13 protein-coding genes are annotated in these 12446 nt (G+C 67.2%); 4 read left to right on the top strand and 9 right to left on the bottom strand.

Features of this window, described 5'->3' with window-relative positions:
- Positions 1-6 precede the first annotated feature (6 nt).
- From F7O44_RS13900 to F7O44_RS13870, 7 genes are all read right to left on the bottom strand, one after another.
- Positions 7-1011, bottom strand: a complete 1005-nt coding sequence (locus F7O44_RS13900; protein ID WP_162450844.1) for an Rv1681 family radical SAM protein — start codon at positions 1009-1011, stop codon at positions 7-9.
- Positions 1005-1820, bottom strand: a complete 816-nt coding sequence (locus tag F7O44_RS13895) for an Rv1680 family SBP-like protein (protein WP_162450843.1) — start codon at positions 1818-1820, stop codon at positions 1005-1007. The genes F7O44_RS13900 and F7O44_RS13895 overlap by 7 nt, the downstream gene beginning before the upstream one ends.
- Positions 1821-1835: 15 nt before the next feature.
- Positions 1836-2987: an Rv1679 family acyl-CoA dehydrogenase gene (gene fadE16 / locus F7O44_RS13890; protein WP_162450842.1), complete on the bottom strand. Its 1152-nt coding sequence runs from the start codon at positions 2985-2987 to the stop codon at positions 1836-1838.
- Complete coding sequence (locus F7O44_RS13885; protein WP_162450841.1) at positions 2988-3359, bottom strand: Rv1678 family membrane protein; 372 nt, start codon at positions 3357-3359, stop codon at positions 2988-2990. It abuts the gene before it with no gap.
- Positions 3356-3892 carry a TQO small subunit DoxD gene (locus F7O44_RS13880; RefSeq protein ID WP_162451039.1) on the bottom strand — a complete coding sequence of 179 codons (537 nt, stop codon included), beginning with the start codon at positions 3890-3892 and terminating at the stop codon, positions 3356-3358. Before F7O44_RS13880 ends, F7O44_RS13885 begins: the two co-directional genes overlap by 4 nt.
- A 145-nt stretch (positions 3893-4037) precedes the next feature.
- Positions 4038-5072, bottom strand: a complete 1035-nt coding sequence (locus F7O44_RS13875; protein WP_162450840.1) for an NAD-dependent epimerase/dehydratase family protein — start codon at positions 5070-5072, stop codon at positions 4038-4040.
- Between the two features lie 31 nt (positions 5073-5103).
- Positions 5104-6540 (bottom strand): hypothetical protein, encoded by a 1437-nt coding sequence (locus F7O44_RS13870; protein ID WP_162450839.1) that lies wholly within the window; start codon positions 6538-6540, stop codon positions 5104-5106.
- Positions 6541-6642: 102 nt separating this feature from the next.
- On the opposite strand from F7O44_RS13870, the gene F7O44_RS13865 reads away from it, so the two are divergent.
- From F7O44_RS13865 to F7O44_RS13855, 3 genes are all read left to right on the top strand, one after another.
- A complete protein-coding gene (locus F7O44_RS13865; RefSeq protein WP_162450838.1) occupies positions 6643-7305 on the top strand; it encodes a TIGR04282 family arsenosugar biosynthesis glycosyltransferase in 663 nt (220 codons plus the stop codon).
- The gene (locus F7O44_RS13860) at positions 7305-7970 is read left to right on the top strand and encodes a glycosyltransferase (RefSeq protein WP_162451038.1); all 666 of its coding nucleotides are present in this window, start codon (positions 7305-7307) and stop codon (positions 7968-7970) included. Before F7O44_RS13865 ends, F7O44_RS13860 begins: the two co-directional genes overlap by 1 nt.
- A 67-nt stretch (positions 7971-8037) precedes the next feature.
- Entirely contained in the window at positions 8038-8838 is an 801-nt protein-coding gene (locus F7O44_RS13855; RefSeq protein WP_162450837.1) for an MTAP family purine nucleoside phosphorylase, read from the top strand.
- Between the two features lie 184 nt (positions 8839-9022).
- On the opposite strand, the gene F7O44_RS13850 is transcribed toward F7O44_RS13855, so the two are convergent.
- Together F7O44_RS13850 and F7O44_RS13845 are read right to left on the bottom strand one after the other, a co-directional pair.
- A complete protein-coding gene (locus F7O44_RS13850) occupies positions 9023-10333 on the bottom strand; it encodes an MFS transporter (RefSeq protein ID WP_162450836.1) in 1311 nt (436 codons plus the stop codon).
- A 64-nt stretch (positions 10334-10397) separates the two neighbouring features.
- Positions 10398-10835 (bottom strand): CBS domain-containing protein, encoded by a 438-nt coding sequence (locus F7O44_RS13845; RefSeq protein WP_162450835.1) that lies wholly within the window; start codon positions 10833-10835, stop codon positions 10398-10400.
- Between the two features lie 218 nt (positions 10836-11053).
- On the opposite strand from F7O44_RS13845, the gene F7O44_RS13840 reads away from it, so the two are divergent.
- Positions 11054-12178 (top strand): ABC transporter ATP-binding protein, encoded by a 1125-nt coding sequence (locus F7O44_RS13840; protein ID WP_162450834.1) that lies wholly within the window; start codon positions 11054-11056, stop codon positions 12176-12178.
- Positions 12179-12446: the final 268 nt, after the last annotated feature.

The following is a 12446-nucleotide window of genomic DNA, read 5'->3' as shown; positions in this document are numbered from 1 at the left end:
CGCTGCCTACGCACAGGTGAACTGCCTGGCCGCGTCTTCGGTCTCCTGCCGGTAGGCAACGAACCGTCGTTGCACCTCGTCGATAGCATCCCCCAGCGGGAACAGCTGACGGGTCACGAGCTGGTCCTCGTGGTCGGCGGCGACCGGATGCCAGTAGACGCCTTCGGCGGTGACGGTCACCTCCGGGATGAGTGATTCGACGGTCAGCGCCACACCCGTGTCGGCAAAGCCGCGCTGCGCGATCGGACGGATCACCTGGTCCTCCCGGGGAATGCCGAGACCGTCGAGCAGCTCGTGGAAGGCGGCGAACTCGTCGGCGCCTGCCTCACCGGTGGCTACGGTCGCGGCGATTCGTACCCGGAACCCTTCGGCCACTGCGGTCCGGACGCCCTCGAGCGCTCGTCGCCAGCTTCCCGTTCCGCGATGAAGGTCATGCAGGTCAGCGGTGGCCGAGTCGAGGCTGATCTGCAACGCGAAGCCGTCGCGTGGCATCGAGCGCAGCATGTCCAGCCGCCGGCCGCGGAACAGCATGCCGTTGGTGAGGAGAGTCGTCGGCGCCTGCTGGACGCAGGCACCGACGATTTCGTCGAGGTCGAGCAGCATGAACGGTTCACCGCCGGTGAGGAACACCTCGCTGACACCGTGCTGCACCCCCTCGCCAACGAGCTTTCGGATGGTGTCCGGGCCGAGCGCCCGCCGTTGCGCTTGCGGCGACGAACGGGCGCAGCAGTAGTCGCACGCCAGGTTGCAGTCGAAGTTGGTGTAGATCCACAGCCGCGCCCCTGGCCGGCGATCGGCAGGCATCGAGGCGAGCACGCCGGCTTCATCGGGTATCGGCCCCCGCCGGATGACCGCGACACCGTTCTGGATCGACACGAGCCGGTGTCCGGCGCGGGTGCACCAACGGGCGACGACATCGTTGTCTTCCGGGGCGACGTCGACGTTGACCTGGTCTCCGGCGGCCGCGCCTCCGACACGCTCCACCAGGTCCAGCACGACACGGCTCACCATCGCGCCGAGATCCCCTGATCGCGGACCGCTTCGAACAACGACGTGTACCCGGCCAGGTCCGGCAGCACCCACGCTTCACGCAGTCCTTCCAGCTCCATGACCCGCCGCTGCTCCGGGTCTTGCCACGACATGGCCAGCAGGTGATCGACCCACGGTTCGGACACCGATTGGGGCAAGGCGTCGAGGGCGGTGAAGTTGCAGTGGGAGTACTCCGGCGAACGCCAGAACTCGGTCAAGGCATCCGGCATCAGCTCGTCCTTGCCGATGGCCTCCCAGGTGTTGATCCCGAGGGCGACGGCGTCGGCCTCCTCGTCGAGGAGCAGCCGGATCGCGTCCAGCTCGCTACGGCCGGTGTCGCCGTGTTTGCCCAGGTCGGAGTCGATGCGCACGATCGTCACGTCGTCGTCGCTCAACCCAGCCGCACGCAAGTAGTGCACCGGAAGGATGGCTGCCTGAGCGGAGTCGCGCGACCCGAGCGCCAGTGTCCGGCCACGCAGGTCGGTCAGGTCCGCGAAGCCGCTTCCGGCTCGGGTGACGAAGACCGTCTGAAACGTCCGGTCGACGTCGCGCATGGCAAGCGCCCGGCAGCCGCCGTCGGTCTGTAACACGGTGCGCACCCATGCCAGATTGGTGTTCCAGGCGATGTCGATGGTGCCCGCGATCAGCGCGTCCACCTGACGCCCGTAGTTGGAGAAGAGCACGAAGTCCATCTCCACCGGAGCGCCGGTGAAGTAGTCGCGGATGCCCTCCCAGATGGGCACCGCGTTCGGTGTGTAGGCGACGGCTCCGACGAGTAGCGGCTTGGCCATATGAGTGTGTCCCTCTCAGTTTCCGAACAACGGCAGGCCGGTGATCGCCCTGCCGTAGAGGTCGTACAAGACATCGGCGGTGGGGGCCATGACATGGCCGGCGCGGGCATCACGAAAGAACCGTTCGAGCTGCAGGCGGTTCGAGAAGGCCGCCCCGCCGCAGACCCGCATGGCCGCATCGGTGATACGTAGGGCGGCGTCGTTGGCCATCGCCTTCACGCCCAGTACGTGCAGAGTGGTGGTGTCGTCCGGAGCGGCGAGGCTGCGAGCCGTGGTGTTGAGGTAAGACCGGGTTGCCGCGAGCTCGATCGACATCTTCGACAGCTGCGCACGGATGGTCGGCAGGTGGGCCAGCGATTCATCGAGGTGTTCTAGCCGGGCGCCAGAGGCATGCTTCACCGCGGCGTCGACAGCTGCCTGGGCCAGCCCCACCGAAACCGCGGCGTTGCCGAGATTGAACCACGGCAACACCGCTTCGAGCATGAGCTGAAAACCGCCGCCGGCCGGTCCGATCCGGTCGCCGGCGGCGGTGCCCAACGCGAACGTCATCGGTGATGACGCATTCCCGCGCAGGCCCAGACCTCGCCACGGCGCGGAAACGGATACGCCATCGCGGTCGGCCGGGACGGCCACGAGATCAACAGCAGGCTCCCCGTCTGCCTGGCCCGCCGGAGTCATGGTAGAGACCACGTAGATGTCGGCGTGTCCGGCCGACGTCACGAAGCTCTTCTCGGCAGCCAGACGTGTGCCGTCGCCGTCCGCGATTGCCTGCGATGTCGGAGCCCAGAAATGCGAACGCGAGCCAGGCTCCGAGAACGCCAGCGTGCCCAGCGTGGTTCCGTCGGCCATCTGCCTGAGCAATTTGGGCTGGCCGGCCGGCGGCGCGGCGGCCACTGTCATGGCGGCACTCACGTGCATGAGATAGACCATGGCCGTCGAACCGCAGACCGCGGCGATCCGGCTGAGGGTGTCCGCCAGCTCCTCCGGCCCTCGGCCCATGCCGCCGGCATCGGTCGGGAGCGTCAGCCCGAGCAGCCCGGATTCGCGTAACGCGGCAACCGCCTCCTGCGGGAACCGGCCTTCGGCGTCGACGTCGACGGCGGCGGCACGGGCGGCAGCCAGCACCGGAACAAGGGCCGCTTCCAGCGGCGGGTCTGTGTGATCCATCTACTCCCTCTCGATCATGGTGTCGGTGAAATGAGCCGTCAGCCCGACCAAGAGCAGGCCGACACCCAGGCCGAGCCAGAACGACATCGTGCTGAGGCTGGCGCCCAGCCAGTCGTTTCCGGTGGCCGTCGAGATCAGCTGGAGCAACGCGGCTGCGAGAAACGCCACTCCGGCGACGACGGCCAGCACCGGCCGGGCGAGCCATCCCGCCACGCACGCCAGCAGGCCGAGCACCAGCGCGACCGCGATGGCCGCGCCGCTGACCCGCATGAACCGGAAGTCACCGAGTGCCTCGATCACGAAGACCAGCCCGGCTATCGACGCCAGACCCAGGCCTGCCGTGGCTCTGTTCAGAGTGTCCTGACCAGTCATGACACCTTCTCCAGCAAACGGGCAAGCCGGCTGTCGCGAGGCAGCCAGATGGGTCGCAGGACACCGTCCAGGCCTACATAGCGCCCAGCGGCGGTGGCGAACAGCGCCAGATGTGCCAGGAACATGAGCAGGTATGCCCAATACCACTCGTGCGGAGCATTGAGCGTCGACATCGCTATAGCGACGCTTTGCACCATGCCGACCACGGCGAATGCCCGGGTCAGCAGGCCAACCAGCAGGAACGCCCCGAGCGAGGCCTCCACGATCAGGACCAGCCACCCGAAGACCGTGAAGTTCGGCAGCACGATGTTCTCGAGGAACCACGCGTACGGTCCGAACACTTCATGCTCAACGCCCATCAGCGTCCAGCGGTAGAGCATGCTCGGCGGATCACCCTCGCCGAAATCCGGCGGCCGTTTCCACGACGTGTTGTCGATCCACATCATGGCGACGCCGACCCGGACGACAGCGAGCAGCCAGCCGTTGACCCGCAGCCCCGTGGGCGCTTCCTGCGTCGCCTTCTCCGCCGTCATGATCACGTCTCGCTTCGTCGCGGTGCCGGATCGTCTCGAGGGGCGGGTGCGTCGAGCACCCTCCCGGCTCGTAGTTGATCGAAACATGACATCGGCTCGACGATCCTTACAAACTGCGAAAGTGTGCCCGTCCTTGCTGACGCGCTCATCGGAGCGGATCCTTCGCAAAGGCGGCCATCCCGTCGTCGAAACCCACCTCCGCGCGGAAGCCCAGGACATCGCCGGCCAGCGCGGCAGAGGCAACCACATGGCGGACGTCGCCCAGCCGGAACTCGCCGGTCACTTGCGGTGCGGGCGCGGCTGCACCGAAGCCGGCGGCGAGTGCGGTGGCCATGTCGAGCACGCTGTGCGGCTGGCCGCTGGCGATGTTGCAGGCGCCCGACCAGGAGGAGTCGAGCGCCAGCACGTTGGCCCGGGCGACGTCGCGGACGTGGACGAAGTCGCGCATCTGCCCGCCGTCCTCGAAAACCCTCGGTGCCCGGCCGGCTTCGTACGCGCTGCGGAAGATGCTGGCCACCCCCGCGTAGGGGGTGTCTTTCGGCATCCGTGGCCCGTAAACGTTGTGGTAGCGCAGCGCACAGACCGAAGCGACTGCCTCGCGCCCGTACAGGAAGGCCAACTGCTCGGTGTGCACCTTGGTCGCCGCGTAGACGTTGCGCGGGTCGAGAGGAGCGTTCTCGCCTACCAGGACCCACTCGAGAGGTGCTCCGCAGCGCGGGCACGGTGGGTCGAACCGGCCAGCGCGCAGGTCTTCGGCTTGCCGCGGGGCGGCTGCCGTCTCGCCGTCGACGGCACAACGATATCTGCCCTCGCCGTACACGACCATCGACGACGCGACGACGAGCCGTCCGGTGAACGAGCGCCGCCACAGGGCTCTGAGCAGGGACGCCGTGCCGAGATCGTTGTCGGACACATAGCTGGTCACATCGTCGAAGTCGACGCCCAGGCCCACCCGGGCCGCCTGGTGGCACACCGCGTCCACGCCATGCACGGCGTCGCGAACCGTGTCCTCGTCCATGAGGTCGCCGATCCGCAGATCGACAACCGGCGGAAGGTAATCCGGCGCGTCGTCATGAGCCGCCAAAGAGTCGAGCACGACGACGTCGGCACCCCGCTCCACCAGTTGCTCGACCACCTGGCTGCCGATGAACCCGGCCCCTCCGGTCACCAAGACCCGCATCACACCTCCAGCATTTCCCGTGAGTGGAGAATCACCATGGCACTCGTAAGGCTGCGACGAGCGCCACCGTGACCACGAGTTGCAGCGTCAACCAGCCGCGCACCTCACCCAGCGCCCGCCTGTCCGCTGCGTCCTGCAGGGCGGGGCCTCCAGCGCTCGATCCGCAGGACGCACCGGAGGTCCGGTCGAGGGCACACCCGGCCAGCAGTACGAGCGGCATGAACGGCTGCCAGATCCGTTCGGTTTCGCCGGACGAGAGCCCAGACAGATTCGCCATCGCCACCACGGCCAAACCCGCGCCGACAACCAGCCATACCCGCCGGTCGCGCAAGCGGGACAGGGCGACCACGATCGCCGGCCCGAGTGCCAGCGCATACACCGCCGGATTCGCGATGAGGAAATACCAGTATCCGCGCGCGGACGCGACACCGTCGAAGTACCGCACTCGGGTCGCCCCCAGACCCTCCACCCACCAGTAGCCCCACACCAGCGGCAGCGCCACCACAACAGCCGCCAGGGCGCCGCCACCCACCAGCACCCACCAACGCTTTCGCCATACCGCGATGACCACGACCGGAATGGCCAGCAGGGCAATACCAAAAGACAACATCAACGCGATTCCGGCCAGCAGCCCACCCGCCACCGTGAACGCCACCGTCTCGCGACCCGATCTGCCGGTGGCCAGGATCAGGCACGCGACTGCGGCGAGCCCGGCGCCGGCGAAGATGATGTCCGCGTTGGTCTGCCAGACCGCCGCGGGCACCACCACCAGGAACGGCGCGGCGGCGCGGGCCGTCCGCTCGCTCGCGACATCACGCAGGATGGCCAGGGCCGCCACGATCATCGCCGCGGCGCCGGCCATGGCGACCACGTTCTGGAACACCACGCCGGACACGCCGGCCTCGGCGGCCCACCAGAAGAACAGCAGCAAACCTGGCGGGTGCGAGCGCAGGTGCACCGGATAGGCCGGAATCAGCTGGCTTTCGGCGTACTCGCGGAGAAACGGCTCGACGCCACCGGCGTCGTCGATGAAGCCGATATGCCCGGCATAGGTGTGGTGGATGTCGGACCATACCGTCGGATGCGTCTCGGCCAGCGCCAGCGCCAGGCTGAACACCACACCCGCAGCGGCCGTGGCCGCCAGGACTCCCCGCCAGGACCACCGTTGTACCAACGGCGGCAGGACCGCAATGAACACCGAGCCGGCGACGATGGGCGCCAGCAGCCACCAGCTGATACCCCACTGCCAGTCCCCGTACAACGGGATCGCCCGGAGTTTGAGATCCGCATCCCTGGTGGCGACGACGTGCAACCCGAGCAGCCGGACGCCCACCAGGAGCACCACCCAGGCGACCAGGACAAGGAGCGTCAGCCGCGTGGGCCGGAAACAGACGCCGAACCCGGAGCCGTCCGGCTGGTGTGTCCGCTCACTATCCGGCGCCTCGATCCGACGGGCGCTCTCGTTCATCCACTCACGATGACCGATCGGGACCACACACGTCGCGGTGCGAGCAAAGACTTTCGCGGTTCGTAATGATTCGGGCCGCGGGCTGCCTCTAGCGTCTAAGGCATGCAGCGGCCGCATATCCTCCTGCTGGCGAAATCGCCGGTAGCCGGTCAGGCGAAAACCAGGCTTTCACCTCCCTACACACCGGACCAGGCCGCCGCGATAGCCGAGGCCGCGCTGACCGACACGCTGACGGCGGTGGCGGCGTGTCACGCGGAACGGCGCATTGTCGCGCTGGACGGCCCGCCCGGCCCCTGGCTGCCGCCCGGTTTTGAGGTCGTCACGCAGGTGGATGGCTCGCTCAACGAGCGCTTGGCCGCCGCTTGGGAATATGCCGGTGGCCCGGGCTTGCAAATCGGTATGGATACGCCGCAGATCACCGCCGCCCTCCTGGATGCCTCGCTCGCCACCGTCGTGGACGGCCCCGCTGACGCCGCACTCGGTATGGCTGAAGACGGCGGCTGGTGGGCGATCGCCTTCGGCACGCCGCATCCACTTGCCTTCCACGGAGTACCGATGAGCCGATCTGACACCGGTAGCCGGCAGTGTTCCCGGCTGCGCTCGCTCGGGCTCACCGTCGCCGAGCTGCCGCCGTTGCGCGATCTCGACGATGCGGCTGACGCGCAGGCCATCGCCGAACTCATCCCGGGCTCCAACACCGCGCGTGTGCTGGATGCCTGCCAGGCCCCCACCTCGACCGCCCCGGCACCGGAGGCAGCCCCGTGATCGACGTCATCTTGCCGGTACTGAACGAGCGAGCGGCGATCGGGTGGGTGCTCGAGCGGATGCCACCCGGCTACCGGCCGATCGTCGTGGACAACGGCTCCGACGACGGCTCGGCGGATATCGCTGCCGACCACGGCGCCACGGTGGTGGCCGAGCCGCGGCTCGGGTTCGGGGCCGCATGCTACGCCGGGCTGGAGGCCGCCACCACGCCCGTCGTGTGTTTCATGGACTGCGACGCATCGCTCGATCCGGCCGACCTCCCCACGGTCACGCAGCCGGTGTCCACCGGCACCGCCGATCTCGTGCTGGGCGCCCGGCAAGCCGGCGACGGCGCACTCTCGATGCACAGCCGGCTCGCCAACCGGTATCTTGCCAGGCAGGTCAACCGGTACTGCGGAGCCCAGATCAGCGACATCGGCCCGATGCGAGCCGCTGCGCGAGAGCCGCTCCTGGAACTCGGGATCACCGACCGCCGCTCCGGCTGGCCGCTGGAAATGGTGTTACGAGCCGGTCAAGCCGGCTGGCGAGTGTCCGAAGTGCCTGTGCCATACCGCCGCAGGGTTGGCCGGAGTAAGGTCACCGGCACCGTACGGGGCACAATGCGCGCCGTGATGGACATGCGAGCGCATCTGATCCGGGCACGCGAGGCGGCACGGACGCGATGAGTACGTCTGACATGCTCACCCCACGGCCTCACCGGCCGCACCCCACGACCGCACCCGGGGGAACCACATGAACAACAAACCTCACCTGAAAAGCGCAGACGTCGGCGTATTCGGTGGATCCGGTTTCTATACCTTCGTGTCGGAACAGGCGGCGGATCTGGAAACGGTCAGCCTGGACACCGCCTGGGGTCAGCCATCGGCCCCGGTGACCATCGCTACGTTCCGCCCGGCGAACGGTTCCCCAATCAAGGTGGCTTTCCTGCCCCGGCACGGTGTGCGGCATCAATTCCCGCCACATCGAGTCAACTACCGCGCCAATGTCGATGCGATGCGCCAACTCGGCGTCCGCGCGTTGGTGGCGCCGTTCGCCGCGGGTTCGCTGCGCTCAGAGATCGGTCCCGGCGAATTCGTCGTCGTGGACCAGCTTGTTGATCGCACGCGGGGTCGGGCCGACACCTTCTACGACCACTTCGACGAAGGTCCTCAGCATCTTCCCTTCGCGGACCCGTACGATCCACGCTTGCGCGAGGTGCTCCTGGACGCCGCACGAGCCTCCGGCGTCACGGTGCACGACGGCGGCACCGTCGTTGTCACCAATGGTCCGCGGTTCTCCACCCGTGCCGAGTCCGCTGCTTATCGCGCCGCCGGCTGGCACGTGATCAACATGACGCAGTATCCGGAAGCGGCCCTCGCGGGTGAAGCCGGGATTCCCTTCGCCGGGATCGCACTCGTCACCGACTACGACGCCGGTCTCGACGACGATCCCGGCGTACAACCGGTCACCCAGGAAACGGTCTTCCAGGTGTTCGAGGAGAACCTGCATCGTGTGCGTGCCCTCCTGGCCGCGGCTATCCCGAACCTCCCATGATCACGCAGTCAGGTGCTCCGGCAAATGGGTCTCTCCATGGTGTGGTGGGCATGTCGAACGGCGAGGCGGCGGACGAGGCACGAGGGAGCCGGCAAGCGTGACCATCAGCTGGCGAGGGAGGTTGATAGCGAAGCCCCTCCGACCGAGTCTGCTGGGCGAGGAGAGACCCACTTGCCGGAGCCGCCTACGGGCCGCGGCGATGGCGACGACGCCGGGCGATGACCTCGCGGATAGGGGGCACCACGACGCCGTGCTCTGCCATCCTGCGGCGCACCCGGCGGCGGGTCCGGAGAATGCCGAGTAGGCCACCGACCCAGACCACGTACTGGACGCTGAAGGCGATCCGGAAATCGTCGAGCTCGTAGGTCGCGGTGCCGCCGCTGCGCAGGTCGAGCACCACACCGATCGCGAGAATCGATAGCAAGGCCGCGGTGAACCCACCCACGTTGACGATTCCGGTGGCGGTCCCGAGCCGGTTGGGTGGGTTGAATGTCCGCGCGAAGTCGAAGCCAATCATCGACCCTGGTCCACTCAGCGCGAGCGACAGCACCAGCAGGACCAGCAGCCAGAAGGGTGCCGTGCCGGGCCACAACAGAACCGCGGTCCAGGCCGAGGCGTTGGCCAGGACCACACCAAGCACCAGCCAGGAGCGGCGCAGAGGATGCCGCTGCACCAGGACACCAACCAACGGTCCGGCGACGGCTCCGGCCAGCACCATCACCGTCAGCAGCGTGCCGGCCATGGCTCGAGACAGCCCTTGCCCGGCCACCAGGAACGGGTACCCCCACATCATCACGAAAACCATGCCCGCGAACCCGGTGGTGGTGTGGGTCCAGAGCCCGAGCCGGGTACCGGGATGGCGCCAGGCGGTCATCAGGTCGCTGCCCACTCCGCTCCAGGTATTCACCTGAATCGGATATGCGCGGACTTCCGGGGAGTCCCTCAACGTCGCGATGGCCACGACGGCGACCACCACACTGAGCGCGGCGGCCGAACCGTAGGCCTGCGTCCAGCCGTAGTTGTTCAGCACGGCCACGAACGGCACCGCGGAAAGAACTTGCCCCAGCTGTCCAGTCAGGCCGGTGACCTGGGTCAGCACCGGCACCCTGCCCGGTGGGAACCAGGTAGCCACCAATCGGAGAACGCTGACGAACGTCATGGCGTCGCCACAGCCCACTAGGATGCGGCCGCCGGCCGCCGCCGGAACGGTCTCGGCGAACGCCAGCACGGCCTGCCCCGATGCCATGATCAAAGCACCGATGATGAGCAGCCGTCGTGGTCCGATCTGGTCGAGCAGGACGCCCACCGGGACCTGCAACCCGGCGTACACGACCAGCTGAAGGACGACGAACGAGGCCAGCACGCTGGCCGACGTCTCGAATCGAGCCGACGCTTCGAGTCCGGACACGCCGAAGGACGTTCGGTGCAACACCGCCACTATGTAGGCGATCAGACCGACACCCCAGACGACCTGGGCACGAAACGAAGTGGACATCAATAGCTATTGTCCACCGCGGAGTTCAGCCGTCAGGACCAAGGCGCAGTTTCGCTCATGTTGATCACGTCGATGCTGTCCGGATGTACGAGGACAACGAGTCTCTTTCGACCTCGAGCTCGGTGATCCGGCTCTTGACGACGTCGCCGATGCTGACGATGCCGACCAGCCTTCCCTCGACGACGACTGGAACGTGCCGGAAGCGGCCGTCGGTCATCACCCTGGACAACTCTTCCAGGCCGGTCTCCGGCTGACACGTCTGCACATCGGACGTCATGATCGACGAGACCGGGTCGGACAGGATCGACGCGCCCTGCCGGGCCATCGCCCGCACCACGTCTCTTTCCGAAACGATGCCCGCGATGGAGCCGTCGCCGGCCGCCACGACCGTGGCGCCGATATGGTGCTCTGCCAGAACCGCGAGCAGCCTGCGGATGTCGTCGTCCGGCGACACGGTGACGACATCACTGCCCTTGGCGCGAATCAAATCGGATACGTGCATGGGGAGCCTCCTGAGCGTCTCGGAGCACACCTCGTGCTTTTGCACCGTACGGCGTATCGGGCGGTAGCGAAAGCCCTTCTTGGCAAACAACCCACGATGGCGCCGATCCAACCGTCCGTGTATCGTCACAAGACACCCATGCGGTGGAAAACTTCATACCTATCCACTTCACTACGGATCGTCCGGCACGTACCTGCCGGTGAAGGGAACACAGCACCATGGCCACAGTCACGTACGACAAAGCGACCCGGGTCTACCCGGGCCAGGACGTCCCCGCCGTCGACAGTCTCGATCTCGAGATCCAGGACGGCGAGTTCCTCGTCCTCGTCGGCCCGTCGGGATGCGGCAAGTCCACCAGCCTCCGGATGCTGGCCGGCCTCGAAGAGGTCGACGCCGGAGCTATCCGGATCGGTGACCGCGACGTCACCCACATGCCACCCAAAGACCGCGACATCGCGATGGTCTTCCAGAACTACGCGCTGTACCCGCACATGACGGTCGCCGCCAACATGGGCTTCGCCCTCAAGATCGCCGGCACCCCGAAGACCGAGATCCAGCGCCGGGTCATGGAAGCCGCCAAGCTACTCGACCTCGTCGAGTACCTGGACCGCAAGCCGAAGGCGCTCTCCGGTGGTCAGCGGCAGCGGGTCGCCATGGGCCGTGCCATCGTCCGGGAGCCCCAGGTGTTCCTGATGGATGAGCCGCTGTCCAACCTCGATGCCAAGCTTCGCGTTTCCACTCGTACCCAGATCGCGTCGCTGCAGCGTCGGCTCGGCATCACCACCGTCTACGTGACTCACGACCAGATCGAAGCCATGACCATGGGCGACCGCGTGTGCGTGCTCAAGGATGGGCTGCTCCAGCAGGTCGATACCCCGCTGAACCTGTACGACACTCCGGCCAACGTCTTCGTGGCCGGCTTCATCGGCTCGCCGGCCATGAACATCGCCACGTTCGACCTCGTCGAAGGTGGTCGGGCCAAGCTCGGCGAAGCCGACGTCTCGGTTCCCCCGGAGGTGCTGAGCACCGTTAAGGCCGAAGGCTCGGACACCGTCACGATCGGATTCCGTCCGGAGTCCCTGGTGCCGGTGTCCAGCGAGGACACCGGCGGCATCCCGGTCACGGTCGACGTCGTCGAGGAGCTCGGCTCCGACGCGTTCGTCTACGCGCACCCCACGGGGCCGAAGGCTGCCGAGCAGACGGACCGGATGCGTAGCGACACCGTCATTGCGCGGGTTGAGCCTCGGATGACCCCGGCCAAGGGTGAGAAGGTCGTGTTCAAGGTCCGCGAGGGCGAGTCGCACTTCTTCTCCGTCAAGACCGGCGAGCGCCTCAGCCACTGAAAGATCACCTGAACGCTATCCGTTGAACGGGCGGGCCTGCTGGATTGCCAGCAGGCCCGCCCTTTCGCATGCTTCTCCTGTCGCAGTTCCTCTAAGCGCATCGGGGGCGACGGCTCGGCTTCGGGGATTGGAATCTCTCCATGGCGGCCCCATGCTCCCACCACCACAGCAGTTGCGGGTACGCCCAAGGTCGCAGCCCACTCTGCTCCTGCAATTGGAACCCCTCCCTGGCGTGGTGGGCATCAGCGAGGAAGGCCAATGGCGAAGC

Source organism: Phytoactinopolyspora mesophila, from assembly GCF_010122465.1.
GTDB classification, from domain to species: domain Bacteria; phylum Actinomycetota; class Actinomycetes; order Jiangellales; family Jiangellaceae; genus Phytoactinopolyspora; species Phytoactinopolyspora mesophila.
Note: the sequence above shows the minus strand (reverse complement) of the source record. Positions and strands in the feature narration are given on the sequence as shown.

What these genes read in the sequence shown, in the direction of transcription:
- fadE16 (WP_162450842.1), bottom strand. Translation starts at nt 2,987, where the DNA reads ATGGATCACACAGACCCGCCGCTGGAAGCGGCCCTTGTTCCGGTGCTG.
- F7O44_RS13885 (WP_162450841.1), bottom strand. Translation starts at nt 3,359, where the DNA reads ATGACTGGTCAGGACACTCTGAACAGAGCCACGGCAGGCCTGGGTCTG.
- F7O44_RS13840 (WP_162450834.1), top strand. Translation starts at nt 11,054, where the DNA reads ATGGCCACAGTCACGTACGACAAAGCGACCCGGGTCTACCCGGGCCAG.
- F7O44_RS13875 (WP_162450840.1), bottom strand. Translation starts at nt 5,072, where the DNA reads ATGCGGGTCTTGGTGACCGGAGGGGCCGGGTTCATCGGCAGCCAGGTG.
- F7O44_RS13880 (WP_162451039.1), bottom strand. Translation starts at nt 3,892, where the DNA reads ATGACGGCGGAGAAGGCGACGCAGGAAGCGCCCACGGGGCTGCGGGTC.
- F7O44_RS13850 (WP_162450836.1), bottom strand. Translation starts at nt 10,333, where the DNA reads ATGTCCACTTCGTTTCGTGCCCAGGTCGTCTGGGGTGTCGGTCTGATC.
- F7O44_RS13900 (WP_162450844.1), bottom strand. Translation starts at nt 1,011, where the DNA reads ATGGTGAGCCGTGTCGTGCTGGACCTGGTGGAGCGTGTCGGAGGCGCG.
- F7O44_RS13870 (WP_162450839.1), bottom strand. Translation starts at nt 6,540, where the DNA reads ATGAACGAGAGCGCCCGTCGGATCGAGGCGCCGGATAGTGAGCGGACA.
- F7O44_RS13845 (WP_162450835.1), bottom strand. Translation starts at nt 10,835, where the DNA reads ATGCACGTATCCGATTTGATTCGCGCCAAGGGCAGTGATGTCGTCACC.
- F7O44_RS13855 (WP_162450837.1), top strand. Translation starts at nt 8,038, where the DNA reads ATGAACAACAAACCTCACCTGAAAAGCGCAGACGTCGGCGTATTCGGT.
- F7O44_RS13865 (WP_162450838.1), top strand. Translation starts at nt 6,643, where the DNA reads ATGCAGCGGCCGCATATCCTCCTGCTGGCGAAATCGCCGGTAGCCGGT.
- F7O44_RS13895 (WP_162450843.1), bottom strand. Translation starts at nt 1,820, where the DNA reads ATGGCCAAGCCGCTACTCGTCGGAGCCGTCGCCTACACACCGAACGCG.